At 68.5% G+C, this 18,940-nt stretch carries 16 protein-coding genes; 6 read left to right on the top strand and 10 right to left on the bottom strand.

The genetic code is table 11. The annotated features are described in order from the left end of the window. Positions 1-7 precede the first annotated feature (7 nt). A complete protein-coding gene (locus tag BLU54_RS08495) occupies positions 8-1,075 on the bottom strand; it encodes an aminoglycoside phosphotransferase family protein (RefSeq protein ID WP_091907029.1) in 1,068 nt (355 codons plus the stop codon). A 305-nt stretch (positions 1,076-1,380) separates the two neighbouring features. Between BLU54_RS08495 and BLU54_RS08490 the strand changes: the two genes are divergently transcribed. The 6 genes from BLU54_RS08490 to ligD all read left to right on the top strand — a co-directional run bounded on the left by BLU54_RS08490 (position 1,381) and on the right by ligD (position 7,984). Next, positions 1,381-3,924: an LPS-assembly protein LptD gene (locus BLU54_RS08490; protein WP_091907027.1), complete on the top strand. Its 2,544-nt coding sequence runs from the start codon at positions 1,381-1,383 to the stop codon at positions 3,922-3,924. Between the two features lie 79 nt (positions 3,925-4,003). Further along, positions 4,004-5,329 (top strand): peptidylprolyl isomerase, encoded by a 1,326-nt coding sequence (locus BLU54_RS08485; protein WP_235837860.1) that lies wholly within the window; start codon positions 4,004-4,006, stop codon positions 5,327-5,329. An 11-nt stretch (positions 5,330-5,340) separates the two neighbouring features. Further along, positions 5,341-6,384: a 4-hydroxythreonine-4-phosphate dehydrogenase PdxA gene (pdxA, locus tag BLU54_RS08480; protein ID WP_091907023.1), complete on the top strand. Its 1,044-nt coding sequence runs from the start codon at positions 5,341-5,343 to the stop codon at positions 6,382-6,384. A gap of 40 nt (positions 6,385-6,424) precedes the next feature. Then, complete coding sequence (rsmA, locus tag BLU54_RS08475; RefSeq protein WP_091907020.1) at positions 6,425-7,270, top strand: 16S rRNA (adenine(1518)-N(6)/adenine(1519)-N(6))-dimethyltransferase RsmA; 846 nt, start codon at positions 6,425-6,427, stop codon at positions 7,268-7,270. 10 nt (positions 7,271-7,280) lie between these two features. Beyond that, a complete protein-coding gene (locus tag BLU54_RS24450; protein ID WP_139169577.1) occupies positions 7,281-7,460 on the top strand; it encodes a hypothetical protein in 180 nt (59 codons plus the stop codon). 140 nt (positions 7,461-7,600) lie between these two features. Continuing rightward, on the top strand, positions 7,601-7,984 hold the full coding sequence (gene ligD, locus BLU54_RS24445; protein ID WP_091907018.1) for a non-homologous end-joining DNA ligase LigD: 384 nt from the start codon (positions 7,601-7,603) through the stop codon (positions 7,982-7,984). Between the two features lie 223 nt (positions 7,985-8,207). On the opposite strand, the gene BLU54_RS08460 is transcribed toward ligD, so the two are convergent. The 9 genes from BLU54_RS08460 to BLU54_RS08420 all read right to left on the bottom strand — a co-directional run bounded on the left by BLU54_RS08460 (position 8,208) and on the right by BLU54_RS08420 (position 18,811). Beyond that, entirely contained in the window at positions 8,208-9,653 is a 1,446-nt protein-coding gene (locus BLU54_RS08460) for a Fic family protein (RefSeq protein WP_235837859.1), read from the bottom strand. A gap of 395 nt (positions 9,654-10,048) precedes the next feature. Then, positions 10,049-10,441 carry a lactoylglutathione lyase gene (gene gloA / locus BLU54_RS08455; RefSeq protein ID WP_091907010.1) on the bottom strand — a complete coding sequence of 131 codons (393 nt, stop codon included), beginning with the start codon at positions 10,439-10,441 and terminating at the stop codon, positions 10,049-10,051. Positions 10,442-10,806: 365 nt separating this feature from the next. Further along, positions 10,807-11,571 (bottom strand): M48 family metallopeptidase, encoded by a 765-nt coding sequence (locus BLU54_RS08450; RefSeq protein WP_170845080.1) that lies wholly within the window; start codon positions 11,569-11,571, stop codon positions 10,807-10,809. Then, complete coding sequence (locus BLU54_RS08445; protein WP_091907006.1) at positions 11,549-12,376, bottom strand: lysophospholipid acyltransferase family protein; 828 nt, start codon at positions 12,374-12,376, stop codon at positions 11,549-11,551. Before BLU54_RS08445 ends, BLU54_RS08450 begins: the two co-directional genes overlap by 23 nt. Positions 12,377-12,427: 51 nt before the next feature. After that, entirely contained in the window at positions 12,428-12,985 is a 558-nt protein-coding gene (gmhB, locus tag BLU54_RS08440; protein ID WP_091907004.1) for a D-glycero-beta-D-manno-heptose 1,7-bisphosphate 7-phosphatase, read from the bottom strand. 63 nt (positions 12,986-13,048) lie between these two features. Continuing rightward, on the bottom strand, positions 13,049-15,145 hold the full coding sequence (glyS, locus tag BLU54_RS08435) for a glycine--tRNA ligase subunit beta (RefSeq protein WP_091907002.1): 2,097 nt from the start codon (positions 15,143-15,145) through the stop codon (positions 13,049-13,051). A gap of 55 nt (positions 15,146-15,200) precedes the next feature. After that, positions 15,201-16,109, bottom strand: coding sequence for a glycine--tRNA ligase subunit alpha (gene glyQ, locus BLU54_RS08430; protein ID WP_091907000.1), 909 nt, complete (start codon positions 16,107-16,109; stop codon positions 15,201-15,203). Between the two features lie 57 nt (positions 16,110-16,166). Continuing rightward, positions 16,167-17,882, bottom strand: coding sequence for an apolipoprotein N-acyltransferase (gene lnt, locus BLU54_RS23200; RefSeq protein ID WP_091906998.1), 1,716 nt, complete (start codon positions 17,880-17,882; stop codon positions 16,167-16,169). A gap of 41 nt (positions 17,883-17,923) precedes the next feature. Continuing rightward, the gene (locus BLU54_RS08420; protein ID WP_091906996.1) at positions 17,924-18,811 is read right to left on the bottom strand and encodes an HlyC/CorC family transporter; all 888 of its coding nucleotides are present in this window, start codon (positions 18,809-18,811) and stop codon (positions 17,924-17,926) included. Positions 18,812-18,940 lie beyond the last annotated feature (129 nt).

The following is an 18,940-nucleotide window of genomic DNA, read 5'->3' as shown; positions in this document are numbered from 1 at the left end:
CAGGTCATCAGAAGGTGTAGCCGACAGCGGGAAGACGGCCCTCGACGGAGTCGAGCAGGCGCACCAGCGGGAACAGCGGCTGGTAGCGGCTGCCGACGCGGCGTGCGTAGCCGAGGAAGCGCGGCAGGTCGGCGAGGTAGCGCGACTTGCCGTCACGGTAGTTGAGCCGGCAGAACAGGCCGAGGATCTTCAGGTGACGCTGCAGGCCCATCCACTCCGCCTGGCGATAGTACTCGCCGAAGTCGGGGTCGACCGGCACGCCCGCGGCGCGCGCCCGGCTCCAGTAGCGGATCAGGCAGTCCAGTTCGAAGTCTTCCTCCCAACTGATGAAACCGTCGCGCAGCAGCGAGATCGCGTCGTAGGTCACCGGGCCGTAGACGGCATCCTGAAAATCCAGCACGCCCGGATTGCCGTCGCCTTCGCGCACCATCAGGTTGCGCGGCATGAAATCGCGGTGCATGAACACCCGCGGCTGGGCGAGCGCGTTCGCGACGAGCGCGTCGAAGACGGGCGCCAGCTTGCCCCGTATCGTGTCGTCGACTTCGAGGCCGAGGTGCCTGCCCAGGAACCATTCCGGCATCAGCTCCATCTCCCGGCGCAGGAAGGCTTCGTCGAACGCGGGCAGCACGTCCGGGCGGGAGTGCGACTGCCATCGCTGCAGCGCCCCGAACGCATCGTGCAGGAGGTCGGCCGCCTGCGTCGGCGTGGCCTCGCGCAGGGCCGCGAGGTAGGGCTGGTCGCCGAAATCCTCGAGCAGCATGAAGCCGTCGTCGGGCGACGCGGCGTAGATCGCCGGCACGGCGACTCCGGCTTCGGCCAGCAAGGCCCGCACGGCGACGAATTCACGCGTCTTTTCCGGCGGCGGCGCATCGACGGCGATCAGCGTGCCGGCCGCGCCGCTGGCGCCTGGTCCGTCCGCAACGCGCCCCCGCAGGCGGAAATAGCGCCGGCTGCCGGCATCGTCGGAGGCGCGGGTGAGCGTGTCGAGATCGACGCTGGCGAGGTCGGGGGGCAGGGCGTGCAGCCAGGCGCGCAGCGCGTCAAGGCGGGCGTCGTCGGTTGGATTCATCGGCATGTCGGCGGAGGCGGCGCGAAGCTCGGCGGCCGGGCCGTCACCGGCGGAGGCGAACCGGCCACGCGGGCGAGTGGGAGCAAGGACCAGGGCGGCGTTGAAAGGGTCTGGCGAAGCGTGTCGGCGGCGGCGCGGGAGCGGCGCCCCGGGCGCTGTCGGCCCGTGGGCAGGCCGACCAACGTCTTGCCATATAATAACCGACGATTTTTGCGAAGCGACCATGCAACCCATCCATGTCCAAGCTGCGCAACGCGCCGCGCATGGCCCGCGAACGGTCCGCCGCCTTGCGGTCGATCAGCCGATAGCTCATGCCAGTTAGTCCGCCGACAACCCCGACGCCTCAACGCTTCCGTCTCCATCCGCTGGTGCTGGCGGTGCTTGCCTTGCCCGGCATCGGCCACGCGCAGTTGAGCGGCCGCGCAGCCGCGCCCGCCGCGCTCGACAACGGCTGGGGCTTCATGCTGACGCCGCAGATCGTCGAGCGCCCGATGGGCGACGCCTCGCCGTCGGTCTTCGCGATCGGCCGCAGCGCCGCCGGCACCGCCGACAAGGACATGACGGTGGACGGCGACCGGCCGGTGACGACCGACGCCGCCGATCCGTCCAGCGGGGCGTCCGCTGGGTCTTCCGCTGCGTCGTCCGCTGAGTCTTCTGCCCTGTCGCCGGCTGGATCGTCCGCCACGGCGGCGAGCCCGCGGGCCACCACACCGTCCGCAGGCGCGGACGGCAGCGACGCGCGCGAGTCGGCCAAGGCGCAGGCCGACGCCGAACTGCGCCGTTACGGCAGTGTCGTGAAGGCAGACCGCCTGCATTACGACGAGGACACCGACCTGGCCGATGCATATGGCCACGTACGCCTGAACGACCATGGCAATCGCTTCGTCGGTCCGCGCGCCCAACTGCGGCTCGGCGCCAGCGAAGGCTACATGCTCAGCCCGACCTACCACTTCAGCAATGGCGGCGGCGGACAGGCGGAACGCATCGACATCATCGACAACGAGCGCACCCGCTTCACGAAAGGCACCTACTCGGCGTGCAACTGCGCGGACCCCGCCTGGTACATGAAGGCGAGCAGCTTCGAGATGGACCAGGGCGACAACAGCGGCGTCGCGCGCAACGGCGTGCTGTATTTCCAGGGCGTGCCGATCTTCGCCAGCCCGTACCTGTCGTTCCCGCTGAACAACGACCGGCAGTCGGGACTGCTGCCGCCGACCGTGTCGGTAAGCACCACGACCGGCTTCGACTTCACGCTGCCGTACTACTTCAACCTCGCGCCGAACTACGACCTGACGCTGCGGCCGCGGATCATGCAGCGGCGCGGCGTGCAGCTCGGCGCCGACTATCGTTACCTGTCCGAGCGCTACTCGGGCAACACGACGATCGAATACATGCCGGACGATCGCGCCGCCGGCCGCAGCAATCGTTACGCGATCTTCACGCAGCACCAGCAGGACCTGGGCAATGGCTTCGGCGCCTACGTGAACTACAACCGGGTCTCGGACAGCAGCTATACGACCGATCTGTCGACCAGCAACGCGGTGCTGCAGACCGGCACCCAGTTGCTGTACCAGCAGGAAGCGGGCATCACGTACAGCAACGGGCCGTGGTCCGTGCTGAGCCGCGTGCAGCGCTGGCAGGCGCTGTCGGGCACGACGCCGCCGTATTCGCGCGAGCCCGAGCTCGACGTGAACTATCGCCGCTACGACGTCGGCGGCTTCGACTTCGGGGCCGAGGCCAACTACACGTATTTCCGCAGCCAGGAAAGCGGCATGCCGGAAGGGCAGCGCGTCTTCCTGAACCCGTACGTCAGCTATCCGATCATCCGCGCGGGCTACTTCATCGTGCCGAAGCTGCAGTGGCACCTGGCGTCGTACCGGCTGACGCTGCCCGGCACCACGGCCGCCAGCCAGCCGAACAACACCACGTCGCCGAACCTGTCGGTGTCGGTGCCGACCGCCTCGCTCGACGCCGGGCTGATCTTCGAGCGCCGCGTGCAGCTGTTCGGCTCGGACTTCATCCAGACGCTGGAACCGCGCGTCTTCTACGCCTACACGCCGTACGTCGACCAGAGCCTGGTACCGGTGTTCGACACCGCGCAGGCCGACTTCGGCGCGGCGGAGATCTTCACCGAGAACACCTACGTCGGCAACGACCGCATCGCCGACGGCGAGCGGGTCACGGTCGGCCTGACCAGCCGCTTCATCAATCCGGCCAGCGGCGACGAGCGTGCCCGTTTCACGCTGGCGCAGAAGTACTACATCCGTGGCCAGCGCGTGACGCTGCCGCAGGAAGCGCTGGCCGGCTCGAGCCGCTCGGACGTCCTGGTCGGCGCCTCGCTGAAGCTGTTCGACACCTTCGCGACGCAGAACGCGGTGCAGTACAACCCAGATGGCCAGCAGCTGGTGCGGGCCAATTTCGGCGTGGCGTGGAGCCCGGCCGACCGGCGCGTGGTCAACCTCGCGTATCGCTATTCGCGGGTCAGCACGCTCGAAGCCGACAGCGGCCGGATCAAGCAGGCGGTGCTGTCCGCGCAATGGCCGCTGACGCGCCAGTTGTACGGCGTGGGCCGCGTGAACTATGCGCTCGACGCGAAGCGGCTGGTCGACGGTGTGCTTGGCTTCCAGTACGATGCGCAGTGCTGGACGTTCGGGGTGGCGCTGCAGCGCTATGCGAACGGCGTGCTGGCGAACGGCCTGCCGGCGAGCGGCACCCGGGTGTTGGCCCAGCTCGAACTGAAGGGTTTCACGAAGATCGACAACGGCCTGGTATCGGCCTTCCAGGCCGGCGTACCCGGCTATGTGCAGCCGTCGACGACACCGCTGCCCCTGTCCCGTTTCTCGAACTATGAATAAGCGCCGCTGCCGGGCTCGTCCCGCGGCCGGCTACTTCTGCCGGCCGTCGGGCCGGTCACCGATGGAGTTTCCGATCGCAATGTCCACTCGTTTTCGTGCCCCGCTGGCGGCACTCGTCCTGCTGGGTGCCCTGCAGGGGCCGGCTGCCCATGCCCAGGCGCTGTCCGACACGCGCGGACAGCCCGTCGATCGGATCGTGGCGATCGTCAACAACGGGGTGATCACGCAGCGCCAGCTCGACCAGCGCGTCGAAATGATCCGGCGCCGCCTCGGCCAGGGCGCGCAGTTGCCGCCCGACGACCAGTTGCGCTCGCAGGTGCTGAACCAGATGGTGCTCGACGACCTGCAGCTGCAGCGCGCGAAGGAAGGCGGGATCACCGTGGACGACGGGGAGGTCGACCGCACCGTCGAGCGGCTGGCGCAGGCCAATGGCATGACGGTGACGCAATTCCGCAACCGGCTGGCCGCCGAACACGTCGATTGGGACAGCTTCCGCGAAGACGCGCGCAACGAACTGCTGCTGACGCGTCTGCGTCAGCGCGAGGTCGACAGCCGGATCACGGTCAGCGATGCCGAGGTGGCGAGCTATCTCGCCAGCCAGCGCGGCAGCGGTCCCGCCGCAAGCGAGGTGAACGTGCAGCGCATCGTGTTCAAGGTCGATCCGAACGCGCCGGCCGACCAGCAGCAGGCCGCGCAGCAGCGCGCCGAAGCAGCGCTGAAGGAAGTACAGGGCGGCGCCGACTTCGCGCGCCTGGCGAAGCGCGAGTCGCAGGCCGAAGAAGCGGCCAAGGGCGGCGAGATGGGCTTCCAGGCCGCCGACACGCTGTCGGATGAATACCGTCAGGCGGTCGCCAACCTGGCGCCCGGACAGGTCGCGCCGAACGTCGTGCACACGTCGCAAGGCTATGAAGTGGTGCGGCTGGCCGGCCGGCGCGCGCAGAGCGGCGCGAACCAGAGTGTCACGCAGACGCACGCCAGCCACATCCTGATCCGGATCGGCAACGGCACCTCCGAGCCGGCCGCGCGCAACAAGCTGCTCGACATCAAGCGACAGGTCGAGGCCGGCGGCGACTTCGGCGCGTTCGCGCGGGCCAATTCGCAGGACGGCTCGGCCGCGACCGGCGGCGACCTGGGCTGGATCAATCCGGGTCAGACCGTGCCGGAGTTCGAGCGCGCGATGAACCGTCTGCCGATCGGTCAGGTCAGCGACCCGATCCGCACCGAATACGGCTACCACCTGATTCTGGTCAGCGGCCGTCGCCAGACGCAGGAGTCGGCGCAACAGCAGCAGGAAGCGGCGCGCCAGACGATCGGCGCGCGCAAGGCCGACCAGGCCTTCGACGACTGGCTGCGGCAACTGCGCGACAGCGCATACATCCAGTACAAGCTGGACGACGACAACTGAGGCACCTCGCCATGGAGCCGACCCGCGCCGCCGTGCCGCCTCAGGCGTCGGCCGTGACCATCGCGGTCACGACCGGCGAGCCGGCCGGCGTCGGGCCGGAACTGACGCTGAAGGCGCTGGCCGATGCGGCGTCGCGCTGGCCGCAGGCGCGCTTCGTGGTGCTGGGCGACCAGCCGCTGCTGGCTGCCCGTGCCGGAGCGGGCGGCGGCTTGGCGGGCGAGCCAGCCCTGGCGGCGTTGGCGGCGTCCGGCCAGATCGCGTTCGCGCACCGGCCGCTCGCCGTACCCTGTGCGCCCGGGCGGCTCGACCCCGCGAACGGGCGCTACGTGCTCGATCTGCTGGACCACGCGATCGACGGCGCGCTCGCCGGGGCCTACGACGCGATCGTCACCGCGCCGTTGCAGAAGAGCACGATCAACGACGCCGGCGTACCGTTCACCGGACACACCGAATATCTGGCCGAGCGTACCGGCACCGCGCGCGTCGTGATGATGCTTGCCGGCACCGGCGCGCATCCGCTTCGCGTCGCGCTGGCGACCACCCATCTGCCGCTGTCGGCCGTCAGCGCCGCGCTGTCGCGTCCGATGCTGGTCGAGACACTGCGCATCATCGACGCCGACCTGCGCCGCGACTTCGGCTTGCCGCGGCCGGCCATCCTCGTCACCGGGCTCAATCCGCACGCCGGCGAAAACGGTTACCTCGGCCGCGAGGAGATCGACGTGATCGAACCCGCGCTGGCCGAGGCGCAGGCCCTGGGCATCGACGCGCGCGGCCCCTATCCGGCGGACACGCTGTTCCAGCCGCGTTTTCTCGACGGCGCGGATTGCGTGCTCGCGATGTTCCACGACCAGGGACTGCCGGTGCTCAAGTACGCGACCTTCGGCGAAGGAATCAACATCACGCTCGGCCTGCCGATCATCCGCACGTCGGTCGATCATGGCACCGCGCTGGACCTCGCCGGCACCGGCCGTGCGGACGCTGGCAGCATGATCGCCGCGCTCGATACCGCGGTGACGATGGCCGTGCACCGCGCGGCGGCCCGGCGCGCCGGCTGACCGCGGGCGCCGCGCCGCCTGCCTATTCTTTCTGGAATCTATCGTGTCACGCCATCAAGGCCATCTTGCCCGCAAGCGTTTCGGGCAGAACTTTCTCGTCGATACCGGTATCGTCGCGTCGATCGTCAAGGCGATCGCGCCGCGGCCGGATGATCTGCTGGTCGAGATCGGTCCCGGCCTGGCCGCGCTGACCGAACCGTTGCTCGATGCCCGCGGTGCGTCGGCGCATCCGATGCATGCGGTCGAGCTGGACCGCGACCTGGTTGCGCGGCTCACGCGCCGCTTTGGCGACCGGCTGACGGTGCATGCCGGCGACGCGCTCGACTTCGACTTCGGTGCGCTGATCGAGCGCGAGGCCGGCAGCGGGGACGGAGGCGGTAACGAGCGGCCAAGCCTGCGCATCGTCGGCAACCTACCGTACAACATCTCCAGTCCGCTGCTGTTCCACCTGGTCACGTTCGCGGACCGGGTGGTCGACCAGCACTTCATGCTGCAGGACGAGGTCGTCGAACGCATGGTGGCCGAACCGGGCAGCAAGGCCTACAGCCGGCTGTCGGTGATGCTGCAGTTCCGCTATCACATGGACAAGCTGATCGACGTGCCGCCCACGGCGTTCGAGCCGCCGCCGAAGGTCAACTCGGCCGTCGTGCGGATGTTGCCGCGCGAACGCTCGACGTTGCCCGAGGTCGATGCCGGGCTGTTCGCCGAGGTGGTCGGCGCCGCGTTCTCGCAACGTCGCAAGATGCTGCGCAACACGCTGGGCGCCTATCGCGACCGGCTCGACTTCGAAGCCCTTGGCTTCGACCTGACCCGGCGTGCCGAAGCCGTGCCGGTCGACGAGTACGTCGCGTTGGCCCAGGCCCTGATGCGCGCGCCGGCGCGCTGACGCGCCCGGCGTGATCGTTTTGATCGGCGCGATCGGCTTGAGCGGCTTGAGCGATGAGGGGCGCGCGCCGGGCAGCGCTGTCCCACCTCGCTGCGTGTTCAACCCGGAGCGCGTCATCGATGCGTCCACGGGCATCACGACGATTGAGCGGGTGCGCTACGACGCCAAGGTGGCGCCGCTGCTGGTGTAGCACCTAAAGGGGCAGCCGGTGGTTCCGGTGCGCGCGCCCGAAGGCGTGAAGGGCGAGCGCTTCGTTCAGAAGCACCTGGACAAGGGCGGTACGGCCGGCGTCGAGTGGCTCGACCCGCGCTCTACATCGGACACCCAGCCATGCTGGAAGTAGCACGGCCGGACGGCTTGTTGTCGGCCGCGCGGATGAACGTCATCGAGTTTCACACCGGGAACGCGAAGAAGGATCGGATCGACCGGCCCGACCGGATGGCTTTCGACCTGGACCCGGGCGAGGGCGTACCGTGGGAGCAGATGCGAGAGTCGGCGCAACTGGTTCGGGTGCCGTTGAAGGAGCTGGGCTTGCCGACGTTTCTTAAGACCAGCGGAGGCAAGGGCGCGCATGTCGTTGTGCTGATCAAGCGGCTGCACGACTGGGATACGGTCAACGGCTTCGCGCAGGCCGTGGTGGAGCACCTGGCACGCATGATCCCGCGGCGCTTCGTGCCCAAGAGCGGACCATGCAACCGCGTCGGGAGCAACTAGATCGTTATGCCTCTGAGCTTTATACGATCGTTGCGGTCCAGGCCTTTGACCAGCTCGTTGCCGAGGACGTCACATGGCATGCCTTCAGGCTGGACCTTGGTGTGCACGGCCAGCCTCATGATGTCGGACCGTCGGGGCTGCGGCAGTTCGCAACTCAGACGGAAGGCCTCGCGCAATGCGTCCGCAGCCGGGCCACTGGATCGCGTGTGGTGGCGTGCGATGGTCATGGCGCGCCGTCCGCGGGTGCGGCTTGGAAGACGCCTTGCAGTGCATCGACGAGTTCGGCCGCCGTGGCTTGGTCGGCCAGCGCGGGAAATTCCTTCGCCAGCTTGTTCGAGACCTTGCCGCCGTTGTCGCGCACCGAGCGGACGATGCGGTCGATGTCGCTGTCCGGCCCTTCGATCACCTGCTTCACGCGCTCACGCGCGAGCCGAAGGCTGCGCAGGTATCCGGCTTCCTTGCGCATTTCCTGCTCGATGGTCACGCGCACGATGTCAGCGATGTACTCGACGTGGTCCGTGAGGTCGGGGTAACGCCACGCGTTCAATGCGTCCGCGTAGCCGTCGAACTGCAGGTTGTAGCGCACGCCGTCCGCGGCCTGCTGCTCCGGTCCGAAGCGCCATGCGTTGGTATAACGGCGCATGAGGGGCAGCGAGAACAGCTCAAGCACCTGGTCGTAGCCACGGCGCTTGATCACCGAACTGGTGATGGTTGCTGACACCGGCAGGATGAAGGGCTCGGGGACGGCGCCATCCCGCCGCAGCACGTCGTTGACCAGGAAGCGCGAAATGCGGCCGTTGCCGTCCGACATTGGGTGGATATAGACGAAGCCGAACGACAGCACAGCGGCGCGGACCAGGGCGGAGCCGCCGGCGGTCCGATCTGCACAGTCGCGCAATCCTGACAGCAACTGCGGCGCATCCTCCCAGTGGGGCGCGATGTAGTGGACGGTCTCGCGGAACCCGTCCACTTCGCCGACGAAGACCGGTGAGCGTCTCACACCGTAGCGCGTGGCGCGCGGCCCCAGGATCTCGGCCTGCAATTCGCCCAACGACGCCTCTGACAAGGGGGCCTCGTGCCGGCCGCACCAGCGCTCCATCGCGGCGGCGAAGCGTCGCACGCGGTCGACGTGCTGCTCCTCGTGCTCGATCGCAAAGCTGGCGCGGCTTTCCTTGATGGTGAGCCAGACGGCGCTGCGCTGCAGGACGTCTGCGCCGAATTCCGCCTCAAGGGCAGCCAGATGCTCCGCACACGCGTAAAGTTCAGCCTGTCGAACCGCCGGCGTGCGCAGCACTACCGGGCAGAAGTTGCGCGAGCCGGGCAGGTTGTCGCGCACCCGCCACCGCTGGTTATTGGTCGATTGAGAAGAGGTGACGTAGCGCTCTTCATCGAGTGCGGTCACATAGTTCCCGGCCGCGACGCCCGGGAAATCGAGCACCCGTCCCGTAAGGTACTCGTAGAAGAAGCCGGTGCGGCGGGCATACTGTCCCGTGGGCTCTGCGGCCACCCAGGCGTTCAGTTCGGCGACCGGGGCGGCATCGAACAGCCGTGCGAGGAATTCCAGGTGAACGCCCTCATGTTTGAGGGCGAAGGTCAGATGGCCCGCCAGGGACTCCGCGGGACGAGCAGCAGGCGGATGCTGTTCATGGACGTAACCGTTCTCGCGCACGGTCGCACGCGATTTGCCGATGGCACTGTCTGTACGAAACGTCTGGACGGCACTGACGCCGTACCGTTCGGCCAGCCAGCGATAACCGATCCAGTCAGGCATGTAGAAAGCCAGGCGAAGGCCCAGAGAACGATTAGATAAACCGGATTTTGATTAAATTCGACTATATCGTCAATATTTCGATTAAGACCGGCGGGCGGCTGTCAAAAAATTTCACTCCTTAGCGCGTTGCCGCCAGGCGTATGCCCGCCACGGTCATCGCGTCACCGGCCTGGCTTGCCACGTTTCCATCATCAGATCAACAAAGGCCTGCTTGCGCAGGCTTTTCTGTCGGCTGTTGGCTACGCGCTGCGCAGTGGATCAGTGCTTTTGGCGTCGGAATGGCGTCCGTCTAATCAACTTGTTGATTTTGCTTGGATGAACTCGATCTTGTACCCGTCCGGGTCCTCGACGAATGCGATCACCGTGGTGCCGTGTTTCATCGGCCCCGCCTCGCGCGTCACCTTGCCGCCGCGTTCGCGGACTTCGTCGCAGGCCTTGTAGGCGTCCTCGACTTCCAGCGCGATATGGCCGTAGCCGTTGCCAAGATCGTAGGACGGGGTATCCCAGTTGTGCGTCAGTTCCAGCACCGCCGTCTCGGACTCGGGACCGTAGCCGACGAAGGCCAGCGTGAAGCGGCCGTCCGGATAATCGTGCTTGCGCAGCAGCTGCATGCCGAGCACGCCGGTGTAGAAGTCGATCGAGCGTTGCAGATCGCCGACCCGCAGCATGGTGTGGAGGAATCGCATTGTGGTGTCCGGGGAATGGTGTTGAAAAGCGCGGCGCGAACACGTGTCGCGACCCACGCCGGCCTGCCGGCCACCCGGTGGCCGGAACGGGAACCAAGCAGTGTAGCGCCAAAGCGCCGGCCTTTCAGGGCCGGTGGCCACCCACGCGCGGCGTGCCCGGCGCCATGCCATTCTTGCCGTGCATGCCATGCAGGTGGCCGACGCGCGATGGCGACCGAGGCGAGCGAGGCACAGGCGCGGCGTCGTCGCGAAGGTGGGCATCCGTTCACCGCGTCGGCGGCACCGCATCGGGCAGACAGGCTGTCGCAGCGGCCCGCCCACGGCGCGGCGACACTCAGCTCGGTCGCCGGCCGGCAGCATGCGTGCTACAGCCGCGGCAGCGTCGCCTGTGGAATTTGTCGCAGGGTGCGGCGACGCGTCTCGTAGTCCGGCATCAGGCGCGCCACCTCGGCCCAGAAGCGCGGGCTGTGGTTCATCTGCAGCAGATGCGCGAGTTCATGCACGACGACGTAGTCGATCAGGTCCGGGTCGAGGTGGATCAGGCGCCAGTTCAGGCGGATCGTGCCGCGTGACGAGCAACTGCCCCAACGCGTCCGCGCCGACGACAGGGCGAAGCGCTCATAGCGCAATTGTGCGCGCGCGGCATGGGCGGCGAGCCGGTCGCCCAGTTCGGCGCGGGCCATCGCCTTGAACCAGCGCGTCAGGGCCGCGCCCACATGCGCTTGCGACAGCGCATCCGACGCCGCCCGCGCGGTGGCACGGCCGACGGTCAGCGTGCCGGTCAGCCGGTCGAGGTGGACGCCGCGCGTGGCCTGATCGAGGCGCAGGATCAACGGCATGCCGAGGTAGGGCACGGTGTCGCCGTCGCGCCAGACCGTCTCCGCGGGCGGCGCGACCGGCGGGCGCAGCCGCCATTCGTCGAGCTTCGCAACGATCCAGCCAGCCTTCGACGACAGCGCGAGCAACACCTCGCGCTCGGCGAGGCGGCGCGGCGCCGTCACCGACAGGCCGTGCTGATCGATCACGAAGCCGACGCTGCGACGCGCGCTGCGGCGCAGCCGGTAATCGATCTCGCGGCCGCCCAGCCAGGCGCGTCGCGGCAGCCACTCACCGACGTGGGACGAACGCATCGGCGGACCCATCGCGCGCGTCGGCCGCCGGCGCCGCGTCGGCGCTCGCGTCGCCGGCTTGCATCGGCACGCCGCCATGATCCTGATAGGCGGCCGCGTCGATGCGGCGCATCTCGGTCTCGATCCAGGCGGCGACCCGTTGGTTGAGTTCCTCGGAGCGCAGGCCGGCACTGTCGATTGCCGGACCGATCGACACCACGATCTCGCCGGGATGCTTGAGAAACGCGTTGCGCGGCCAGCAGTGCCCGGCGTTGTGTGCGATCGGCACGACCGGTGCGCCGACCTCGATGGCAAAGCGCGCGCCGCCCGTCTTGTACACGCCGGTGCGTCCCGTCGGCGTGCGGGTGCCCTCGGGGAACATGATGACCCAGGAACCGTCGGCAATTCGCTCACGGCCTTGCCTGACCACCGACACGAAGGCGCGCGGACCACGCTTGCGGTCGATGTGGATCATCTTCAGCATGCCGAGCGCCCAGCCGAAGAAGGGCACCAGCAGCAGCTCGCGCTTGAAGACGTAGCACAGCGGCCGCGGCAGCAGCGCGGGGAAGGCGAGCGTTTCCCAGGCCGACTGATGCTTGGCAAGCAGGACGGCGGGGCCGTCGGGCAGGTTTTCCCGGCCGATCACGCGGTAGCGCATGCCGCACAGCACGCGCCCGGCGCCGATGGAAAGCCGGCACCAGCCGGTGACCATCCAGTAGCGCCGGTGGGCGTTCATGAATGGAAACGCGATGAAGCACGCCAGCGCGTACGGCACCGTCAGGGTCACCAGGAACAGCAGGAAGAGGGTCGAACGGATCGCGCGCATGGGCAGCAGTCGGGACGGCGCGGCGGTACCGCGCGAATCGGGATGTCGGGCTCAGCCGTCGGGCTGGCTGGCGAGAAAATCGAGCGAGAACGCCCGCAGGTCGTCGACCACGCGCGTGCGCTCCGGCAGGCCGCCGGCCGTCAGGGTCTTGCGTCCCTTGCCGGTCAGCACCAGCCATGGCGTGAAATTCACGCACGCGGCGGCCTGCAGGTCGCGCAGCGCATCGCCGACCAGCGCCACCGGTGCGTCGCCGAGCTGGTAGCGCGCAATGATGTCCTCGAGCATGCCGGCGCGCGGCTTGCGGCACGTGCAGTCGTCCGCGCTCACGTGTGGGCAGAAGAACACCGCGTCGATGCGCGCGCCGACGGCCGCAGCTTCGCGGTGCATCTTCGCGTGGATCTGGTTGAGCATCGACACGTCGAACAGGCCACGGCCGATGCCGGACTGGTTGGTCGCCACGACGACCCGATAGCCGGCCTGGTTCAGCCGGGCGATCGCTTCGAGGCTGCCGGGAATCGCCAGCCATTCGTCAGGCGTCTTGATGAAGGCGTCCGAATCGTGGTTGATGACGCCGTCGCGGTCCAACACTACGACTTTCTTGAGGGTCATGGCTGCTTCCGTGGCCGCGCCCGCTCCCGTCGCACCGCGGCGGCGAGCGGGGCGACGCGTCGTTCAGGCGAGGCGCGACAGGTCGGCCACCGCGTTCATCAGGCCGTGCAGGCGTGCCAACAGCGCGAGGCGGTTGGCGCGCAGCGCGGCTTCGTCGGCATTCACCATCACCCGGTCGAAGAAGGTGTCGACGGCTTCGCGCAGGGTGGCCAGTGCGCTCAAGGCCTCCGTATAGCGGCGTGCCGCGAAGTCCGCCTCGACCCGCGGCGCGAGCGCGTCGACTGCCTGCGCCAGTGCCTGTTCCGCCGGTTCGCGCAGCCACGCCGCGTCGATCGCCGGCGCGATCTCGCCGTCGTCGGCCTTCTTGAGGATGTTGCCGATGCGTTTGTTGGCGGCGGCGAGCGCGGCTGCCTCCGGCAGCGCGCCGAACGCACGCACGGCGTCGAGGCGGGCGATCAGGTCGTCCAGGCGGCGCGGTCCCTGCGCAAGCACCGCGTCGATTTCCTGCGCCGCGTAGCCGCGCTCGCGCAGCAGGGAGCGCAGGCGGTCGAGGCAGAACGCATGCAAGGCCTCGCTCGGATCGTCGAAGCCCTTGTCAGCCAGTTGCCGGTATGCCAGCCCGAACAATTCGGTCAGATCAAGCGGCAGCGCCTGCTCGACCAGCATCCGCACCACGCCGAGCGCGTGGCGCCGCAGCGCGAACGGGTCCTTGTCGCCGGTCGGCGCGAGGCCCACGCCCCAGATGCCGACCAGCGTTTCGAGCTTGTCCGCCAACGCGACGATCCTGCCGATCGGCGAACCGGGCAGGGCGTCGCCGGCGAAACGCGGCTGGTAGTGTTCGACCGCCGCCAACGCGACCGCTTCGGGCTCGCCGTCGTGACGCGCGTAGTACGCGCCCATCGTGCCTTGCAGTTCCGGAAATTCGCCGACCATCTCGGTGACCAGATCGGTCTTGGCGAGACGCGCGGCCCGGCTGGCCAGCGCCGCGTCCTCGCCGAGCCGCTCGGCGATCGCGCCGGCCAGCGCGGCCAGCCGCTCGCTGCGTTCGAGCTGCGAGCCGAGCTTGGCCTGGTAGACGACGGCCGCCAGCTGCGGCAGCCGGCTTTCCAGCGAACGCTTCTTGTCCTGCTCGAAGAAGAACTGGGCGTCCGCCAGACGCGGCCGCACCACCCGTTCGTTGCCTTCGATGATCGCGGTCGGCGTGTCGGTGGCAATATTCGAGACGATCAGGAAGCGCGGCCGCAGGCGGCCCTTCGCGTCGGTCAGCGCGAAGTACTTCTGGTTGGTCTGCATCGTCAGGATCAGGCATTCCTGCGGCACGTCCAGGAAGGCCTCGTCGAAACGGCAGGCATAGACCACCGGCCATTCGACCAGCGCCGTCACCTCGTCGACCAGCGCGTCCGGCATCAGCACCTGGTCGCCCCCGGCGGCTTCGGCCAGGCCTTGCCGGATCGCTTCGCGGCGTTCGGCGAAGCCGGCCATCACCCGTCCCTGCGTGCGCAGCGTGTCGGCATAGGCATCGGCGTGCGGCACCACGATCGCGCCGGACGACAGGAAGCGGTGGCCCAGCGTCTCGCGCTCGGCGCGCAGACCGAGCGCGCCGACCGGCACCACGTCGGCGCCATGCAGCGCGACCAGTCGATGCGCCGGCCGTACGAAGTGCACCGTTTCGCCGTCCGGGCGCTGGTAGCTCATCATCTTCGGAATCGGCAACTGCCCGAGGGTCTCGGCGAGCGCCCCCTGCAACGCGTCGGCCAGCGTCGCGCCCGCCACGGTGCGGGTCAGGAAAAACGCCTCGTTCTTGCCTTCGCCGTCGCGTTCCAGCGCGTCGACGGTCACGTTCGGCGCGCCGAGCGCAGCGAGCTTCTTCGCGAGCGGTGCGGTGCCCCGGCCTTCGGCATCGAGTGCCACCGAGACCGGCAGCACCTTCTGACGAACCTGGCGGTCGGCCGCGCGTGCCGCCACGCCGGCGATGGTCACTGCCAGGCGGCGCGGACTCGCGAAGCGTTCGACGCGCGCCTCGGCGGTGGCCAGCCCGGCCTCGACCAGACGGCGCGCCAGGCCTTCGGCGAAGGCGTCGCCGAGGCGGGCCAACGCCTTCGGCGGCAGTTCTTCGGTCAATAATTCGACCAGCAGGGTATTCACGACGGATTGGTTCATTGCTGTAGTCATCTGATGCCGGCGCGTCGTACCGCGCCGGGCGTGCCCGCGGCGCTCAGGCCGTCGCGGCAGTGCGCAGCATCGGGAAGCCGAGCTTCTCGCGCGAGTCGTAATACCCCTGGGCGACGCCGCGCGACAGGGTGCGGATGCGGCCGATGTAGCGCGCGCGCTCGGTCACCGAGATCGCGCCGCGGGCATCGAGCAGGTTGAAGGTGTGTGCCGCCTTCAGGATCATCTCGTACGCGGGCAGCGTCAGCGCGGTATCGATCAAGCGCTGCGCCTCGCGTTCGTAATGGTTGAAGAATTCGAACAGCATGTCCGCATTGCTGTGCTCGAAGTTGTACGTCGACTGTTCCACCTCGTTCTGGTGGAACACGTCGCCGTACGTCAGGCGGCGCGTCTCGCCGTTCTCCTGCCATTCGGTCCAGACCAGGTCGTACACGTTCTCGACCTTCTGCAGATACATCGCCAGCCGTTCGAGGCCATAGGTGATCTCGCCCAGCACCGGCTTGCAATCGAGCCCGCCCACCTGCTGGAAGTAGGTGAACTGCGTCACTTCCATGCCGTTCAGCCAGACTTCCCAGCCGAGGCCCCAGGCGCCGAGCGTCGGATTTTCCCAGTCGTCCTCGACGAAGCGCACGTCGTTCTGCTGGAGATCCAGGCCGAGCGCCGCCAGCGAGCCGAGGTACAGATCCAGGATGTTCTCGGGGGCCGGCTTTAGCACCACCTGATACTGGTAGTAATGCTGCAGCCGGTTCGGGTTCTGGCCGTAGCGGCCGTCTTTCGGACGACGCGACGGTTGCACGTAGGCGGCGCGCCATGGCTCGGGGCCGATCGCGCGCAGGAAGGTCGCGGTGTGCGAGGTGCCCGCGCCGACTTCCATGTCGTAGGGCTGCAGCAGCGCGCAGCCCTGTGCGTCCCAATACGACTGCAGGGTCAGGATGATTTGCTGAAACGTGAGCATCGCTTGGGGGCCTTTCTTCGATTGCCGGTCGCCGCAAACGCGGTCAAACCGGCGATTTTACTCCGGTCGGCGCTGTTTGCGCCTCGAAAACGCGGCGGCCGCCAGCACCACGGCCGCCAGCGCCAGCACGCCGGCGTTGCCGATGCGCGCATACGGGGTCAAGCCCTTGGTCGCCTGCACACGCGTGTCGAGCGCGCCGACGGTGAACACCGGCAGGCGGGCCAGCACGTGCCCTTCGGCATCGATGGCCGCCGTCACGCCGGTATTGGTCGCGCGCACCATCGGCCGGCCGGTTTCCAGCGTCCGCATGCGCGCGATCTGCAGATGCTGGTCCAGCGCAATGGTGTTGCCGAACCAGGCCAGGTTGGTCGCATTGACCAGCAGGCCGGCCGGCTGCTCCTGGCGCCGCAGCGTGGCGGCGATTTCCTCGCCGAAGATGTCCTCGTAGCAGATGTCGACCGCCACCGGCCGTCCCTTGACGTGGAACGGCGGCTGGCCGAGCCCGCCGCGCGCCAGTTCGCCGAGCGGAATCTGCATCGCGTCGACCAGCCAGCGGAAGCCCCAGGGCACGAACTCGCCGAACGGCACGAGGTGGTGCTTGACGTAGCGATAGACGGGGCCGCCCGACGGGCTGATGCCGAACATCGCATTGGTATAGGCGATCGGCCGGCCCTGCGGGTCGAAGTCCACCCCCACCGCGCCGAACAGCAGTGCGCTGCCGCTGCGTTGCGCGAACGCCTGCAGGGTCGCGACGTCGGCCGCCGGGATCTGGGTGGCCAGGATCGGGTAGGCGGTTTCGGGCGTAACGATCAGGTCCGCTGGCCGCGCGGTGAGCAGTTCGCGATACAGATCGATGGCGTGAGCCACGCCCGCTTCGCCGAACTTCATGTCCTGCGCGATATTGCCTTGCAGCAGTCGCACGGCGAGCGGTGCGCCGTCGGGCGCGACGAAACGCGGCACGCCGGCGAGCAGGCCGGCGAGCAGGACCAGCACGGCGGTGACGAGCCCCGCCAGACGCACGCGCCGCGCCGGTCCGCCACGCGGCATGCCGTCGACGGCTGACGACGCCGTGGCGAGATCCGATGCGGCACGCTCCGACGCAGCAGGATCCGACGCAGCAGGATCCGCAGCAGAGCGTCGCAAGGCGAACGAAGCGGGATCCGGCGCAGGCACCGCCACGACGGCGGCACCGCCGTCGACGAAGGCGCTGGCCAGTGCGCTGGCGACGAGCGCGGCCGCGAAGCCGACGCCATAGACGCCGAGCCAGCCGGCGAACCCGGCGAGCGGCGTGTCGACATGGCTGTAGCCGATGCTGAGCCACGGGAAGCCCGTGAAGACCATGCCGCGCAGCCACTCGCCGAGGCTCCAGCAGGCGGCGAACACCAGCGGCGCGGGCACGCGCCGACGCCGCGCGGCGGCCGCCGCGCGGCGCACGCTCAGCCACGCCCAGACGGCGCCCGCCAGTCCGGGATACCAGCTCAGGTAGAAGCAGAACAGCACCAGCGTGGCGGCCGCAAGCGGCGCCGCCATCGCACCGAAGTCATGCATGCTGATGTACAGCCAGTAGACCCCGGAGACGAAGTTGCCGAGGCCGAACGCGACGCCAAGCAGCGCCGCGCGGCGTACCGGCCGGGCAGCGGCCCGGCTGCCGCCGTGGAGCAGGGCATAGAAGAGGGCCATCACGGCCAGTTGCAGCCAGCCGCCATACGGCGTCGGCGCGAATCCGGCGGTCTGCACGACGCCGAGCAGCAGCGCACACAAGGAGCCGAGCATGGTCGTCCGCCATGCCCGCCGAACCGGCACGGGCAGGGCGCTCACGACTGCGTGGAAGCGTCGTCGGCGTCGGCGTCCGCGAGACCCGTGGCGAGACGGGAGACGAGCAGCATGTGCACCTGGCGGGCATCCCCGCGCAGCACCTCGAACTCGAAACCGTCGAGATCGACGCGCTCGCCGCGATGCGGCAGGCGGCCGAAGCGGCCGGTGATCAGCCCGCCGATGGTATCGACCTCGGCATCGCTGAAGTTCGTGCCGAAGGTCTCGTTGAACTGCTCGATCTCGGTCAGTGCCCGCACGCGATAGCGTCCGTCGGGCGTGGCGATGATATTGCCGGCTTCCTCGTCGAAGTCGTATTCGTCCTCGATGTCGCCGACGATCTGTTCGAGCACGTCTTCGATGGTGATCAGGCCGGCCACGCCGCCGTATTCGTCGACGACGATCGCGATGTGATTGCGGTTGGCGCGGAAGTCGTGCAGCAACACGTTCAGGCGCTTCGACTCGGGGATGAAGACCGCCGGCCGGAGCATGCCGCGCACGTCGAAGTCTTCCTCCGCGTAGAAGCGCAGCAGGTCCTTCGCCAGCAGGATGCCGATCACGTTGTCGCGGCTGCCTTCGTAGACCGGGTAGCGCGAGTGCGCCTTTTCCAGCACGAAGGGAATGAACTGCTCGGGCGCGTCGGCGATGTTGATCGCGTCGATCTGGGCGCGCGGCACCATGATGTCGCGCGCGCACATCTCGCCGACCTGGAAGACGCCTTCGATCATCGACAGGGAGTCGGCGTCGAGCAGGTTGCGCTCGCGCGCGTCCTGGAGGATTTCAAGCAGCTCGGCGCGTGACTCCGGCTCCGGGGAGATCAGGTTCGTCAGCCGTTCCAGCAGGGAACGGGGGCGGTCGAGCTGCTTTCTACTGGGATATGGGTCGTTCATAGTGGCGCGTCCTCCGGGCCGCCGCACTCAGGCAGCGCGCCGCACGACGCAGGATCAAGACGAAATCGAAGAATACACCACGGTCCGCGACGAATCGAAATCCCGCCGCGGCCTGGCCGACCGGGCGGG

The sequence above is a fragment of the Chitinasiproducens palmae genome (assembly GCF_900095735.1).
GTDB lineage: Bacteria > Pseudomonadota > Gammaproteobacteria > Burkholderiales > Burkholderiaceae > Chitinasiproducens > Chitinasiproducens palmae.
This window is presented reverse-complemented; position numbering and strand designations above follow the sequence as displayed.

What these genes read in the sequence shown, in the direction of transcription:
- BLU54_RS08495 (WP_091907029.1), bottom strand. Translation starts at nt 1,075, where the DNA reads ATGCCGATGAATCCAACCGACGACGCCCGCCTTGACGCGCTGCGCGCC.
- BLU54_RS08490 (WP_091907027.1), top strand. Translation starts at nt 1,381, where the DNA reads ATGCCAGTTAGTCCGCCGACAACCCCGACGCCTCAACGCTTCCGTCTC.
- BLU54_RS08485 (WP_235837860.1), top strand. Translation starts at nt 4,004, where the DNA reads ATGTCCACTCGTTTTCGTGCCCCGCTGGCGGCACTCGTCCTGCTGGGT.
- pdxA (WP_091907023.1), top strand. Translation starts at nt 5,341, where the DNA reads ATGGAGCCGACCCGCGCCGCCGTGCCGCCTCAGGCGTCGGCCGTGACC.
- ligD (WP_091907018.1), top strand. Translation starts at nt 7,601, where the DNA reads ATGCTGGAAGTAGCACGGCCGGACGGCTTGTTGTCGGCCGCGCGGATG.
- gloA (WP_091907010.1), bottom strand. Translation starts at nt 10,441, where the DNA reads ATGCGATTCCTCCACACCATGCTGCGGGTCGGCGATCTGCAACGCTCG.
- BLU54_RS08450 (WP_170845080.1), bottom strand. Translation starts at nt 11,571, where the DNA reads ATGCGTTCGTCCCACGTCGGTGAGTGGCTGCCGCGACGCGCCTGGCTG.
- BLU54_RS08445 (WP_091907006.1), bottom strand. Translation starts at nt 12,376, where the DNA reads ATGCGCGCGATCCGTTCGACCCTCTTCCTGCTGTTCCTGGTGACCCTG.
- gmhB (WP_091907004.1), bottom strand. Translation starts at nt 12,985, where the DNA reads ATGACCCTCAAGAAAGTCGTAGTGTTGGACCGCGACGGCGTCATCAAC.
- glyS (WP_091907002.1), bottom strand. Translation starts at nt 15,145, where the DNA reads ATGAACCAATCCGTCGTGAATACCCTGCTGGTCGAATTATTGACCGAA.
- glyQ (WP_091907000.1), bottom strand. Translation starts at nt 16,109, where the DNA reads ATGCTCACGTTTCAGCAAATCATCCTGACCCTGCAGTCGTATTGGGAC.
- lnt (WP_091906998.1), bottom strand. Translation starts at nt 17,882, where the DNA reads ATGCTCGGCTCCTTGTGTGCGCTGCTGCTCGGCGTCGTGCAGACCGCC.
- BLU54_RS08420 (WP_091906996.1), bottom strand. Translation starts at nt 18,811, where the DNA reads ATGAACGACCCATATCCCAGTAGAAAGCAGCTCGACCGCCCCCGTTCC.